The organism is Rhizobium sp. WW_1, assembly GCF_003610155.1.
In the GTDB taxonomy this organism is placed as follows: domain Bacteria; phylum Pseudomonadota; class Alphaproteobacteria; order Rhizobiales; family Rhizobiaceae; genus Rhizobium; species Rhizobium tropici_A.
Map to the genome: position 1 here is coordinate 131,929 of NZ_RAIN01000001.1, position 13,152 is coordinate 145,080.

General features: G+C 58.9%; 15 protein-coding genes. 10 read left to right on the forward strand and 5 right to left on the reverse strand.

From position 1 onward, the window contains the following. Nucleotides 1-54: 54 nt before the first annotated feature. The 4 genes from pstS to BJ928_RS00610 all read right to left on the reverse strand — a co-directional run bounded on the left by pstS (nucleotide 55) and on the right by BJ928_RS00610 (nucleotide 3,714). The gene (gene pstS, locus BJ928_RS00595) at nucleotides 55-1,026 is read right to left on the reverse strand and encodes a phosphate ABC transporter substrate-binding protein PstS (RefSeq protein WP_245432234.1); all 972 of its coding nucleotides are present in this window, start codon (nucleotides 1,024-1,026) and stop codon (nucleotides 55-57) included. A 317-nt stretch (nucleotides 1,027-1,343) separates the two neighbouring features. Further along, nucleotides 1,344-1,688 carry a cupin domain-containing protein gene (locus BJ928_RS00600; RefSeq protein WP_047627087.1) on the reverse strand — a complete coding sequence of 115 codons (345 nt, stop codon included), beginning with the start codon at nucleotides 1,686-1,688 and terminating at the stop codon, nucleotides 1,344-1,346. A 144-nt stretch (nucleotides 1,689-1,832) separates the two neighbouring features. Next, nucleotides 1,833-3,116, reverse strand: coding sequence for an O-acetylhomoserine aminocarboxypropyltransferase (locus BJ928_RS00605; protein ID WP_047627088.1), 1,284 nt, complete (start codon nucleotides 3,114-3,116; stop codon nucleotides 1,833-1,835). A 169-nt stretch (nucleotides 3,117-3,285) separates the two neighbouring features. Then, on the reverse strand, nucleotides 3,286-3,714 hold the full coding sequence (locus BJ928_RS00610; protein WP_047628699.1) for a CoA-binding protein: 429 nt from the start codon (nucleotides 3,712-3,714) through the stop codon (nucleotides 3,286-3,288). Nucleotides 3,715-3,824: 110 nt separating this feature from the next. Here BJ928_RS00610 and BJ928_RS00615 point away from each other — a divergent pair, with 110 nt between their 5' ends. The 9 genes from BJ928_RS00615 (at nucleotide 3,825) to BJ928_RS00655 (ending at nucleotide 11,603) form a co-directional block, all read left to right on the forward strand. Continuing rightward, nucleotides 3,825-4,151, forward strand: a complete 327-nt coding sequence (locus tag BJ928_RS00615; RefSeq protein ID WP_047627089.1) for a hypothetical protein — start codon at nucleotides 3,825-3,827, stop codon at nucleotides 4,149-4,151. Between the two features lie 845 nt (nucleotides 4,152-4,996). Continuing rightward, the gene (locus BJ928_RS00620) at nucleotides 4,997-5,833 is read left to right on the forward strand and encodes an EamA family transporter (RefSeq protein ID WP_047627090.1); all 837 of its coding nucleotides are present in this window, start codon (nucleotides 4,997-4,999) and stop codon (nucleotides 5,831-5,833) included. 236 nt (nucleotides 5,834-6,069) lie between these two features. Further along, a complete protein-coding gene (gene rplM, locus BJ928_RS00625; RefSeq protein WP_004122374.1) occupies nucleotides 6,070-6,534 on the forward strand; it encodes a 50S ribosomal protein L13 in 465 nt (154 codons plus the stop codon). Between the two features lie 2 nt (nucleotides 6,535-6,536). Further along, nucleotides 6,537-7,007 (forward strand): 30S ribosomal protein S9, encoded by a 471-nt coding sequence (gene rpsI / locus BJ928_RS00630; RefSeq protein WP_047627091.1) that lies wholly within the window; start codon nucleotides 6,537-6,539, stop codon nucleotides 7,005-7,007. 140 nt (nucleotides 7,008-7,147) lie between these two features. After that, entirely contained in the window at nucleotides 7,148-7,411 is a 264-nt protein-coding gene (locus BJ928_RS00635; protein WP_047627092.1) for a hypothetical protein, read from the forward strand. A 64-nt stretch (nucleotides 7,412-7,475) separates the two neighbouring features. After that, the gene (locus BJ928_RS00640; RefSeq protein WP_047627093.1) at nucleotides 7,476-7,853 is read left to right on the forward strand and encodes an antibiotic biosynthesis monooxygenase; all 378 of its coding nucleotides are present in this window, start codon (nucleotides 7,476-7,478) and stop codon (nucleotides 7,851-7,853) included. Continuing rightward, on the forward strand, nucleotides 7,834-8,787 hold the full coding sequence (speB, locus tag BJ928_RS00645) for an agmatinase (protein WP_047627094.1): 954 nt from the start codon (nucleotides 7,834-7,836) through the stop codon (nucleotides 8,785-8,787). The genes BJ928_RS00640 and speB overlap by 20 nt, the downstream gene beginning before the upstream one ends. A 137-nt stretch (nucleotides 8,788-8,924) precedes the next feature. Then, entirely contained in the window at nucleotides 8,925-9,857 is a 933-nt protein-coding gene (gene argC / locus BJ928_RS00650) for an N-acetyl-gamma-glutamyl-phosphate reductase (RefSeq protein WP_047627095.1), read from the forward strand. A gap of 432 nt (nucleotides 9,858-10,289) precedes the next feature. Continuing rightward, nucleotides 10,290-11,603, forward strand: coding sequence for a tlde1 domain-containing protein (locus BJ928_RS00655; protein ID WP_047627096.1), 1,314 nt, complete (start codon nucleotides 10,290-10,292; stop codon nucleotides 11,601-11,603). Between the two features lie 85 nt (nucleotides 11,604-11,688). Here the strand turns inward: BJ928_RS00655 and BJ928_RS00660 are convergent, their stop codons facing one another. Then, nucleotides 11,689-12,792, reverse strand: coding sequence for a COX15/CtaA family protein (locus BJ928_RS00660; protein ID WP_047627097.1), 1,104 nt, complete (start codon nucleotides 12,790-12,792; stop codon nucleotides 11,689-11,691). A 112-nt stretch (nucleotides 12,793-12,904) separates the two neighbouring features. On the opposite strand from BJ928_RS00660, the gene BJ928_RS00665 reads away from it, so the two are divergent. Then, nucleotides 12,905-13,114, forward strand: coding sequence for a DUF2842 domain-containing protein (locus BJ928_RS00665; RefSeq protein ID WP_047627098.1), 210 nt, complete (start codon nucleotides 12,905-12,907; stop codon nucleotides 13,112-13,114). Nucleotides 13,115-13,152: the final 38 nt, after the last annotated feature.

Genomic DNA, 13,152 nt, shown 5'->3' on the forward strand with positions numbered 1-13,152 from the left:
TGAAAGGCGGACAGGGCTAAACCCTGTCCGCCGCAACTTTTCAGTCAGCACAAATTACTTCGTGCCGAAGTCCTTCTTCCAGGACTCTTCGACAACCTTTGCAACGCTGTCCGGGATCGGCAGGTAGGACAGCTCGGTTGCGTCCTTCTGACCCTTTTCATAGGACCACTTGAAGAACTTCAGCGCTTCTTCATTCTTAGCAGCATCAGCCGGCTTCTTGTAAAGCAGAACCCAGGTCGAAGCTGCAATCGGCCAGCTCTTTTCGCCCGGCTGATTGGTGATGATCAGGTTGAAGTTCTTTGCGTGAGCCCAATCAGCGTTGGAAGCGGCAGCCTTGAACGTTTCGAGGCTCGGCTCGATAACCTTGCCGGCAGCGTTCTTCATCTTCGCGAAACCGATGTGGTTGGCGACAACGTAAGAGTATTCAACGTAGGAGATCGAGCCAGCCGTCTGGTTGACGGTCGTGGAAACGCCTTCGGAACCCTTGGCGCCGAAGCCGACCGGCCATTCAACTGCCGTGTTCGAACCAACCTTTTCCTTCCACTCCGGCGAAACCTTCGCCAGGTAGTCGGTGAAGTTGAAGGTCGTGCCCGAGCTGTCGGCGCGGTAAACGACGGAGATCGCCGTGGAGGGCAGCTTTACTTCCGGGTTGAGAGCCTTGATGGCTGCATCGTCCCACTTGGTGATCTTGCCGAGGAAGATGTCCGACAGGGTCTTGCCGTCGAGGACGAGTTCGCCCGGCTTTACGCCTTCAACGTTGTAGGAAACGACGATGCCGCCCGAGATCATCGGGAACTGGGCAATGCCGTTCTTCTCGAGGTCAGCGTCGCTCATCGGCTTGTCAGAAGCGCCGAATACGATCGTCTTGTCGAGGAGCTGCTTGATGCCGGCGCCCGAACCGACCGACTGATAGTTGACGACATTGTTCGTCGCAGCCTTGTAGCCTTCGGCCCACTTGGACAGAACCGGTGCGATGAAGCTCGAGCCGGCGCCCGTGATGTCGGCAGCGGAGGCCGAAACGGACATAGCTGCAATGAAGCCTGCAGTCAGGCAAAGCGAACGAAATTTCTGATTCAACATGATTGGACTCACTTCCTCGAGTGAATGAAAGGATGGCGAGCAGGAGATTGGCGCGAGATACCCATGGTAAACGAACCTCCCGACCTCAATCTCCTGGCGACAATGATGGCTCTAATGCCGCATTGTTTCAGTTTGATGACAGTTTAATGAAGCGGCGGTGACACAACTTGCAGCAAGCACTATGACCCTTGCGGAGCCGCATGGAAAGGCTTGCGTCCGTCCACAGGGGGCAGCGATCTTCATGTTTTGAATCAACATCATACTCAAAGATGGATGACATAGTCCTTGCGAGTCGTTTCAACGACTTCCCAGGTCCCCTTGAAGCCCGGCTTCAAGATCATCCGGTCGCCTGCGCGTAGATGAAAGGTCTCGCCATCATCGGCTGTCACAATGGAATATCCGGAGAGAATGTTGAAATATTCCCACTCGTCATAGGCGATTTTCCATGTTCCCGGAGTCGCCTCCCAGATGCCGGCGTAAAGCCCCCCTTCGGCCTCGTCGATGTTCCAGCTGCGGAAGATCGGAGCTCCCGAAACGAGCCGGTCCGGCGCGGGCGCACCCATTTCTGGCTCGACGCCGTCCATATCCAGTCGCACATAGGTCGTCACGCCGGTCTCCCCTTGATCAAGTCTCGGCCGCAAAGCACGAAGTCCGCAAGCGTCTTCAGAGCGCTCGCGGACCGACAGAAACACGAAACTTGCGGCCCTCAAAGATGGCCATCGGGCTTTTTCGGCCTTTGGCCGACGCCATCCTCAGACTTTTGCCAGCGATTGCTCGAGATCGGCGATGATATCCTTGACGTCTTCGATGCCGATCGACAGCCGCACCACATCCGGGCCGGCACCGGCGGCAACCTTTTGCTCATCGCTGAGCTGCTTGTGCGTCGTCGAGGCGGGGTGGATGACGAGCGAGCGCGTGTCGCCGATATTGGCGAGATGCGAGAAGAGCTGCAGGCCTTCGACCAGCCCCTTGCCGGCCTCATAGCCGCCCTTCAGGCCAAAGGTGAAGACGGAGCCCGCGCCCTTCGGTGAGTAGCGCTGCTGCAGGGCGTGGTTCGGATCTTCCTCCAAGCCGGCATAGTTCACCCATGCCACTTTCTCCTGCCCTTTCAGCCAGCGAGCGACGGCCAGCGCATTGTCGGAGTGGCGCTGCATGCGCAGCGGCAGCGTTTCGATGCCCGTCAGGATCAGGAAGGCATTGAACGGCGAGATGGCTGGGCCGAGATCGCGCAGACCGAGAACACGGCAGGCAATGGCGAAGGCGAAATTGCCGAAGGTCGAATGCAGCACGATCCCGTTATATTCCGGGCGCGGCGAAGACAACATCGGGTAATTGCCCGAGGCGGACCAGTCGAAGGTGCCGCCGTCGACGATGATCCCGCCCATGGAGTTGCCATGGCCGCCGAGGAACTTCGTCAGCGAGTGCACGACGATGTCGGCGCCATGTTCCAGCGGCCGGATGAGATATGGACTTGCCATGGTGTTGTCGACGATCAGCGGCAGGCCATGCTTATGCGCTACTGCGGCGATCGCGGCGATATCGACGAAGGTGCCGCCGGGATTGGCAAGGCTTTCGATGAAGATGCCGCGGGTGCGGCCGTCGATCTGCGCCTCGAAGGTGGAGGGATCGGCGGGGTCGGCCCAGCGAACCCGCCAGTCGAAATTCTTGAAGGATTGCCCGAACTGGTTGACCGAGCCGCCGTAGAGCCGCTTGGCGGCGACGAAATTGTCGCCCGGCTGCATGATCGTATGGAAGACAAGCAACTGCGCGGCATGACCGGAAGCGACCGCCAGAGCCGCGGTTCCGCCTTCAAGGGCGGCCACGCGCTCTTCGAGCACGGCCTGCGTCGGGTTCATGATACGGGTGTAGATATTGCCGAACTGCTGCAATCCGAAGAGAGCCGCGGCGTGATCGGCATCCTGAAAGACGAAGGATGTGGTCTGATAGATCGGCGTTGCGCGAGCACCTGTCGTGGGGTCCGGCTGCGCGCCCGCATGGATCGCAAGCGTGTCGAATCCAGGATTGTTCGTTGGCATGATTCTTCCTCCCGCCAGAATTTGTTCGTGTCGGGAAAATCATAGCGCCTGACATGTGAAAGTTAACCGCGAACTTTGCCGTGCGTCCCGGCTCACGGAAAAAACTTGCCATCTTTCAGTGAGATCGCGCGATAAACGGCCGGACCGCGTCGTCGCGCTCGATCTCGGATCAGGCGACCAGACGCGGATATTCGATCGCCGGGCAGCGGTCCATGATGACCCTCACGCCCGCGGCTTCGGCTCTTGCGGCGGCGGCATCGTCGCGCACACCGAGCTGGCCCCATATGACCGGCGGCCGAGGCTCGATCATGATCGTCTCCTCCACGACCGACCGGAGATATTCCGGCGCCCGGAAAACGTCGACCATATCGACGGGCTCGGGAATATCCGCCAGGCGCGCATAGACCCATTGCCCCAGAATTTCCTTGCCGGCTTGTCCGGGATTGATGGGGATCACGCGATAGCCCCTGTTCAGGAGATAGGCCATCACACCGTTGCTCGGGCGCGCAGGATTGGGCGAAGCGCCGACGAGCGCAATGGTCCTTACGGACAAGAGGATATCGGCTATATATGAATCGTCATAACTATCGTGGTTCATCACGAAGCCTCCCACCTCGATCACACCTGCATTTGTCACAACTATGGAAACCGCGACCGCGGCCTCCACGTATATACCGTATTATAACAACTTCAGGGAGGATTACTCAGATGAAAAAATTCATCCTGCTCGGCCTGCTCATCACATCGGCGGCGACGCCGGCGCTGGCCATTTCGCGATATAATTCAATGTCCATGACCTGCGCCGAGGCCAGGGCCGTCATCAACCGCGAGCGCGCCGTCATCATGCGCTACCCGGCCAGAAGAACGCCGAACATGACGCTCTATGACCGCTATGTCGCGGACAGCGGCGCATGCGATCTCGGCTACTACGCCTCGCAGGACTATCTTCCCACAAAAGACCGCGCCTCCTGCCCGGTCTACATATGCCGGCCGACGACCGACCTCGATGACGATGATTTGATTTTCCGACGCTGAGCACAATGCGCTACGGCTGGATGTGGTGGACGACTCACTAGTCCGATGCGACCATTGATTGTCCCAGCTACGGTTCGCTTTCGGCAAAGCGGCCGTGAACGCATCATTGCGTGCCTGTCCTTCAGCCGGTCTTCAAAGCGCTTTCAAAGATTTCTCCGATGCTCCGGAGTTGCGTTCTCGTGAAATGCAATCTTTGTTCGCTATTTATTCACATATAAATTAGAAAGATCGCATGCACAATGAATTCAAACGAGAACCGATTGTGAACACGAAACATATGCTATTTCATAATTTTCCCACAGAATAATTTTTGTATTCCCGCAATGATATACCCCACGATTTTTCGGCCTTCTGATTCTATACTTAAGATATAGGTAATTTTTAATACGTTTTTTATCCACCACGACCGGCGTTAACTGTAATAATTTTCACCGCCTGAAGAATTATCCATCACATTCACCTGCGCAAGAGAGATCGTCGCGAGGGTTTTCATCGGGTTTCTCAGATATCGGGCTGCTAGTGGCAACATATGGCGACGCTGGCGCCATCGCCTTCTGTCGTTTTTATGTAAGAAGTGTCTAATGCTACTCCCGCGTTCACAGGACATGCGATATTTGTTCGCGCTTCATACTCCGATAAATTAGTTATTTATAATGTCAGAAAGGACGCCCTGGAACGTAGCAAGAACATTTGACCAGACACCCGCGGCTGCCACTCTCAAGCCCAACAAGCCTTCATAATGGCCGATATTTCGTTGCTTTTCGATGTATTGCGGATCATATGGGGCCTCACTCCCACAAAATACCAAGCATTGCCGTCCCGTCTGCCATTTTCCGAGGTCTTCCGTGTCCCTTGACGTTATCGCGCTCGTTCTTTTCGGCGCCCTGTTGCATGCGACGTGGAACGCGATCATCAAGGCCGGGACCGATAAGTCGCTCGATGCGGCACTCGTTTCGGCTGGCGGCGCGGTCGCGGCACTGCCTTTGCTGCCGTTCCTGCCACTGCCGGCCTCCGGGGCCTGGCCGTTCATCGGCGCTTCGGCCATCCTGCAGTTCGCCTATTTCCAGCTTGTTGCCGGCGCCTATCGCGCCGGGGATATCGGGCTTGTCTATCCGCTGATGCGCGGCGTCGCACCGCTCATAATCGTCTCCACGAGCAGCTTTGTCCTGAAGGAAACATTGTCGGGCGGCGCACTGATCGGCACCATGACCATCTGCGCGGGCATATTGACGCTCGCCTTCGAGGCGCGAAAGGGCAGCCGCCGGGCAATCGTTCTCGCCCTTACCAATGCCGTCGTCATCGCGACCTACACCTATGTCGACGGCATCGGTGCGCGGATTTCGGGCAATTCCATTTCCTATACGCTATGGATGGCGCTGCTGCCCCCTGTCCTTCTGTTCGCCTGGGCGATCTCACAGCGCGGCGTCAATGCCGTCGCCGCCCATGTCCGTTATAACTGGTGGCGCGGGCTCATCGGCGGCGGCGGCTCGATCGCGTCCTACGGACTGGCATTGTGGGCGATGACCAAGGCGCCGGTCGCCATGGTTGCCGCCTTGCGCGAAACTTCGATCCTCTTTGCCTTGGTGATATCCGTCGTCGTCCTGAAGGAGCGGTCCAGCATCTGGCGCTATATTGCCGGCGGCATTATTGCTGCCGGAGTGTTGGTTTTGCGGCTTGGTTGATGACAAATTGTGTGGTTTTATTATACCACATGCTCAACTTATTGATTTTACTTCATAATTTTTACGATCGCTCGGTGCGTCGATATTGACCATGTCGCTCATTCCCTCTATAAGCCGCCGCAGATCGCAGCCTTTCCGGGCTGCTTTCTTTTTGGCATGCATCTAGCACGCCAAACCAAGCAACAAGAAACGCCCAGACGCCTTCGGGCCAAGGGTCCAAAAAGAGAGTATGCAACATGGCAACCTTCTCCCAGAAGCCTGCAGAGGTGGAGAAGAAGTGGGTTCTCATCGACGCCGAAGGGCTTGTCGTTGGCCGTCTCGCTTCTATCATCGCAATGCGTCTGCGCGGCAAGCATAAGGCTACCTTCACCCCACACGTCGACGACGGCGACAACGTCATCGTCATCAATGCCGACAAGGTCGTCTTCACCGGCAAGAAGTACGAAGACAAGGTTTACTACTGGCACACCGGTTATGCCGGCGGCATCAAGGAGCGTACGGCTCGCCAGATCATCGAAGGCCGCTTCCCGGAGCGCGTCGTTGAGAAGGCCGTCGAGCGCATGGTTCCCCGCGGTCCGCTCGGCCGTCGCCAGATGAAGAACCTGCGCGTCTACGCCGGCTCCAACCATCCCCACGAAGCCCAGCAGCCGGTCGTCCTCGACGTCGCAAAGCTGAACAAGAAGAACGTAAGGAGCGCCTGATAATGGCTGATCTCTCTTCCCTGAAGGATCTCGGCACGGTATCGGAAGCAGCTGCTGCTCCGGCTCACGTCCGCAAGGTCGATTCGCTCGGCCGCTCCTACGCGACCGGCAAGCGCAAGGACGCCGTTGCCCGCGTATGGGTCAAGGCCGGCTCCGGCAAGATCATCGTCAACGGCAAGGACTACACGGCTTATTTCGCCCGTCCGGTGCTGCAGATGATCCTGCGTCAGCCGATTGTCGCAGCTGCCCGTGACGGCCAGTTCGACATCATCGCAACAGTCGCCGGCGGCGGTCTTTCCGGCCAGGCCGGTGCCGTTCGTCACGGTCTGTCCAAGGCTATCACCTACTTCGAACCGGGCCTGCGCTCGGTCCTGAAGAAGGGTGGCTTCCTGACCCGCGACAGCCGCGTTGTTGAACGTAAGAAGTACGGCCGTGCAAAGGCACGTCGTTCGTTCCAGTTCTCCAAGCGTTAATCGCTTATCCGAGATCGGATTTTTGGAAAGGCCGGGTTTTCCCGGCCTTTTTCTTTTGGCGGCATGGGAAAGATGCACATCCGCCAAGGCAAGCGGCGCATTTTGTGGCAAAGTCCTGATACAAGCATCGGGAGAGTTCAATGCGTGGATTCATCTTTTCGCTTCTGTTTTTGATCGCCAGCGCCGCACCCGTTCTGTGTGACGATGCCCAGCCAGTTCCGCCAGCCGACAAGGTCGCGGATATGCAGAGCATGAAGGATTTTCTCCAGGCAAACCCGGACTGTCGCCAATTCAACGACAGTTGCTCCTATTGTGTCGTGACCGATGGGCAGGCTGATTGCTCGACGCCGCAGATCGCTTGCGTGAAAAAGGCATATGAATGCACCGCCAGATCGGGCAAATAAGCATCGAGCAAAACCCATCCGTGATTCACATAACGGAATTTCGTTTCATCCTATGAGGCACGCCATGAGCACCAACAAGGCATCCCGCTTTGCGGCCACTCCCGAGCCGCCCTACTACATCGTCTCCTTCGCCTCAGTTCGCACGGCCGGCGACAATGGCTATGGCGCCATGGGCGAGCGCATGGAGGAAATGGCGCTGGCACAGGACGGCTGTCTCGGGCTTGAAAGCGCAAGAGGCGCTGACGGTTTCGGCGTCACCAACTCCTTCTGGCGGGACGAGGAAAGCATTCGCGCCTGGAAGAACGTCGTCGCCCATCTGGCGGCCCAAAAACTCGGGCGCGAACGCTGGTATGAGCAATACAAGGTTCGCATAGGACGGGTAGAACGGGCCTATGACTTTCAGGTGGACAAAGGAGACGCCCTTGCCGAGCACGTCGATTGATCACGCCTTCACCGCGACCAGCCTGACCTCGGCCGCGAGCGATCCCACGTTTGCCGGCGCGCTTTCCTTCATGCGCCGCCGGTTTACGAAATCGCTTGAGGGTGTCGACGCCGTCGTGTGGGGCATCCCCTTCGACGCTGCGACCTCCAACCGCCCTGGGACGCGTTTCGGGCCGCAAGCGATCCGCCGCGCGTCGGCAATCTTCGACAACGACCCGCAATATCCCTTCAATCGCGATCTTTTTGCCGAGATGGCCGTCATCGACTATGGCGACTGCCTGCTCGACTACGGCAATCATCAGGACACGCCTGACGCCATCGAACGCCAGGCGACGGCGATCCTCGACAGCGGCGCCTTCATGCTAACGCTCGGCGGCGATCACTTCATCACCTGGCCGCTCTTGAAGGCCCATGTCGCCAAGCATGGGCCGCTGGCGCTCGTCCAGTTCGACGCTCATCAGGATACCTGGTTCGATGACGGCCGGCGCATCGACCACGGCTCCTTCGTCGCCCGCGCTGTGCGCGACGGGCTGATCGACCCGGACCGCTCCATCCAGATCGGTATCCGCACACATGCGCCCGACGATTTCGGCATCCACATTATTCATGGCCATCAGGTCGAGGACATGAGTGCCGGCGATATCGCCTCGACGATCATCTCCCATACCAAGGGTGCCCCTACCTACCTGACCTTCGATATCGATTGTCTCGATCCGGCCCATGCGCCGGGCACGGGAACGCCGGTCGCAGGCGGCCCTTCAAGCGCCAAGATCCTCTCGGTGCTGCAAAGGCTGCATCAGCTCGATATTCGGGGCGCCGATGTCGTCGAAGTCTCCCCCGCCTATGACCACGCCGACATCACCGCCATTGCGGGGGCGACCGTGGCGATGTATATGCTCGGTCTCCACGCCGAACGACGTGCGAGCGGCCGCTGAGACAAGATTTCGTGACAGGCACGACAGCTTCCCAAGGCTGTCCTGTCGCTTCCGAAGCGGCTGTTATGAAAATGAATCAACGACATGGCAAACTGAGTCCGGAAACACCCTCAACCTATTGAAAGAGCAGGAATAAGATGGCACCGAAGATCTTCATCGATGGCGAACACGGAACCACGGGCTTGCAGATCCGCACGCGCATGGCCGACCGCCGCGATGTCGAGCTGCTGTCCATTCCGGAAGCCGAGCGGCGCAATGCCGCCATGCGCGAGGACATGCTGAACAGCGCCGATATCTCCATTCTCTGCCTGCCCGACGACGCGTCGAAGGAAGCGGTGAAGATGGTGGCGGGCAACAACAATGTCCGCGTCATCGACACCTCCACCGCCTTCCGCGTCCATCCGGACTGGGCCTATGGTTTTGCGGAGATGGATGGCAACCAGAGCAACAAGATCAAGGCGGCACGCTTCGTTGCCAATCCCGGCTGCTATCCGACGGGTGCGATCGGCCTCATCCGGCCGCTGCGCGCCGCCGGCATCCTCCCGGTCGGCTATCCCGTCACCGTCAATGCCGTGTCCGGCTATACCGGCGGCGGCAAGCAGATGATTGCCCAGATGGAAAACCCGGATCATCCGGATGCGATCACCGCGCCGCATTTCCTCTACGGCCTGCCGCTGACCCACAAGCACGTGCCCGAGATGACGACGCATGGCCTGCTGGAGCGTGCGCCGATCTTCTCGCCGTCCGTCGGCCGCTTCCCGCAAGGCATGATCGTGCAGGTGCCGCTGCATCTCGGCGATCTGGCGGAAGGCGCAACGTTGGAGAGTATTCACGCCGCGCTCGTCGGCCATTATGCCGGCCAGGATATCGTTCAGGTCGTTTCGCTCGAAGAGAGCCGCACCCTGCCCCGCGTCAACGCCGTGGAGCTTGCCGGCAAGGACACGATGAAGCTGTTCGTCTTCGGCACGCCGGGCGCTGCACAAGTCAATCTCGTTGCGTTGCTCGACAACCTCGGCAAGGGCGCCTCGGGCGCCGCCGTGCAGAACATGGATTTGATGCTAAGCGCTTAATTGCCTGACGCAAATTGAAGCCTGATAGGCCCGGCTCGTTCATTCCATTATGGGATCGATCAGGCCGGGCTTTTTCATGGCAGTAAGGAGTTTTATGCGATTTCGACTCTGCAATTGCTCCCGGCCATATTTTTGCCGCTGCTCTAAATTAGCCGAAGCTACACGGAAAAGTGATCCACCGTGAGGCTCCGGGACCAATTGTCGGCCGGATTTCCTCTGTAACGGCTTCGCTGACCGGATGAGTGGGGCGTTAAAAGCTATCCCTTTTTTCAATGAATATCCAAGAATGAGCCATCGTAAAGGAATTGGTTACCATAATTCGGCATGCTTCCAGACAGTCGGCAACTTGGCGACCCGGCGCGGCTTTCGCGTCAGTGCGTGTGTGCGTCTTTGAGCCGGCTTAGTGTCTGTGTAGTTTGGATGACGAGTATCATGGCGTTTGCGACCGGGACGTTCGGTAACTTCAATTCGCGCTCCGGCTACGCCTCGCGATCAAAAAAATCCTTCAACATCCGTCCCAGCACCCTGGCAACCGGGGTTGCGGTGGCGGCTTTCGCCTGGGTCGCTGCGACCCTGATAACGACGCAGTCGATGGTGCTGTCGCTTCCAGGCGCGGGAACATCGGCGGACGGCTTCCTGGTGCCGCGCGCATCGGCATTCATCGTTCCGCAAAATCCGGCGATGCGCCCCGCCCGCTTCGCCAGCCAGACGAATTCGCTTCACGGACAAAGCCGCTTCGGCAGCGCCGCCGAGGCGGAGGTTCGAACGAAAGCCGACAGCACGGATGGGGTTCGCCTGCAACTGGCCTACGCGCTTGCACAGCAGACCTCCGAGATGAAGCAGGCGCAGGATGCGGCGGCAAGCATCAAGAGCGGCCGCGTCGAAGTGGCCGCAGCGCCGCCGGAGCGGGTCGATCATCTCCGCAAGGTGATCGCCATAAACTTCGCAACAGCCGTGCAATCGTTCAACCAGGCGAAATACATGGCCGCTCTTATGCCGGCTGCAGGCCCGGTCAAGGCGACCGAAGAGCCCGTGGCAGTCGCCTCGTTAGCGCCCGAAATAAGCCTGCCCACCATTATTGAAGCCAGGCCGGTGCCTGCCAAGGACGCGGACATTGCCGTCGCCGAAGCAGTTCTGAATGTCATTCCGATGGCGCGCCCTGCCCGCGAAACGGTCGTGCAGCGCGCGAGTGCCACAAGCGCTATCGCCAAGGCAACCGGCAACGATGCCAGCACGACCCAGCCGCCGTCGCGTCTGATGGCCTATGCCGATCCGGACGATAGTTCCGTTCGCAAGACCAAGCCGTTCATCAACCCGTTTGCTGCGATCAGCCCCGGTGCGGGCACGGCGATCTACGATATCGAGGCAAAGACGGTCTATCTGCCGAGCGGCGAGCGCCTTGAGGCTCATTCTGGCCTCGGCCACATGCGAGATAATCCCCGCTATGTCGACCGGAAGAACACCGGCCCGACGCCGCCTGAAACCTATAACCTGACCTATAGGGAAAGCCTGTTCCATGGCGTACAGGCTCTGCGCCTGACACCGGCAAACGGTGCCCGCGTCTATGGCCGCGATGGCTTGCTGGCGCACACGTACATGCTCAGAGGCGGTCGTGGCGAATCGAATGGCTGCGTGGTCTTCAAGGATTACAACCGCTTCCTGGCTGCCTTCAGACGCGGTGAAATCAAGCGCCTGAAAGTCGTCTCGCGGGTGTCGTCGGCGGCAAGCGTCGCCTCCTCGCGCTAGAACCTTTTGTCGTCACGCCATTCCTGACGGAAAATCGCTCCGTACTTTCCCGCAACTGCCCTGAAGGATCGAGGCGCCATGCGCCTCAATCTCTAACCACGATCGACGTCTGGCGCGGCAGTTCACCATAGAAGCCGCGCCAATTGGCAATCGCGAAGCCGAAGACCACCAGCGCACCGCCTTGATGCGCCAGAGCGAGGTCCAGCGGCACATGCAGCAGCAGCGTCGAAATGCCGAGGATTGCCTGGATCAGCACGAGCACGAACAGCACGACGGAACGGCGCGCATGCGTCGTCTGCGGGGCCGCGCGCAGCGAGACGATCATGTTGATGGCAACGACGATGAAGATCGCGTAGGCGCCGAGGCGATGGACGAACTGGACCGTCTTCGGATTCTCGAAGAAATTGATCCAGGCCGGCGATTGTATGAAAAGATCGCTCGGCACAACGGCGCCATCCATCAGCGGCCAGGTATTGTAGCTGAGACCGGCGTCGAGACCTGCGACGAGAGCGCCGAGATAGATCTGGAACAGCGCCATGAAAGCGATCAAGCCGGCGAGTTTCGCCGAATAGCGTGTCGGCGGCGGTTCGTTCGAATGTGGCGACAGGGCACGCATGAACCACATGCAGGCGGCAAAGATCAGACAGGCAGTCACAAGATGGGTGGCAAGGCGGTACTGGCTGACGTCCGTGCGCGCTTCCAGGCCTGAGGAGACCATCCACCAGCCGATCGCGCCCTGGAGACCTCCCAGCAGGAAAATGCCCGCCAAGGGCAGCCAGAGCTTGCGCTCGACGCGGCCCGTCAGGACGAAGAACAGCAGCGGCACGCCGAAGATGACGCCGATGGTGCGGGCAAGCAGACGATGCGCCCATTCCCACCAGAAGATGCCCTTGAACTCCTCGACCGTCATGTCCTTGTTCATGATCTGGAATTGCGGAATGCGCTTGTAGAGATCGAACTCGTCCTGCCACTCCTGCGCATTCAACGGCGGGATGACGCCGTGGATCGGCTGCCATTGCGTGATCGACAGGCCGGAATTGGTGAGGCGCGTGGCGCCGCCCACCAGCACGAGGCCGAAGAGAACCAGAAGCACGCAGGCAAGCCAGATGCGGATGGCGCGGCGATTTCGGTCCTGACGAGCCACTTCCTTCAAAATAGCCTGTTCGGTCGTAAAATTAGTGGCAGCCATGGCTTCTCCCTTCGATCAGGCTGTTGATTTGCCCGATAGGGCCGTGCAAAACAAGTCCCGGGAGTTTGCGGCATGCCGTCGCGGCATGTCGTTATAATGAGGAGAAAACCCCGTGCCCCTTCGCCTGCGCAAATTCATTGGCATGATCCTGCTCGTGCTGCTGGTTGCAATCTATGCGATCGTTGCCATGATCGTTGCAGTGCGAACGCTTGCAGATCAACCCGGCTGGGTGCATTTCCTGTATTTCTTTTTCAGCGGCATCATCTGGGTATTGCCGGCGATGGGCATCATCAAGTGGATGGCCGGACCACGCCCGCAATGAGGGCTTCCGCGGCGCGATTTACACAAGACTAACCCTGA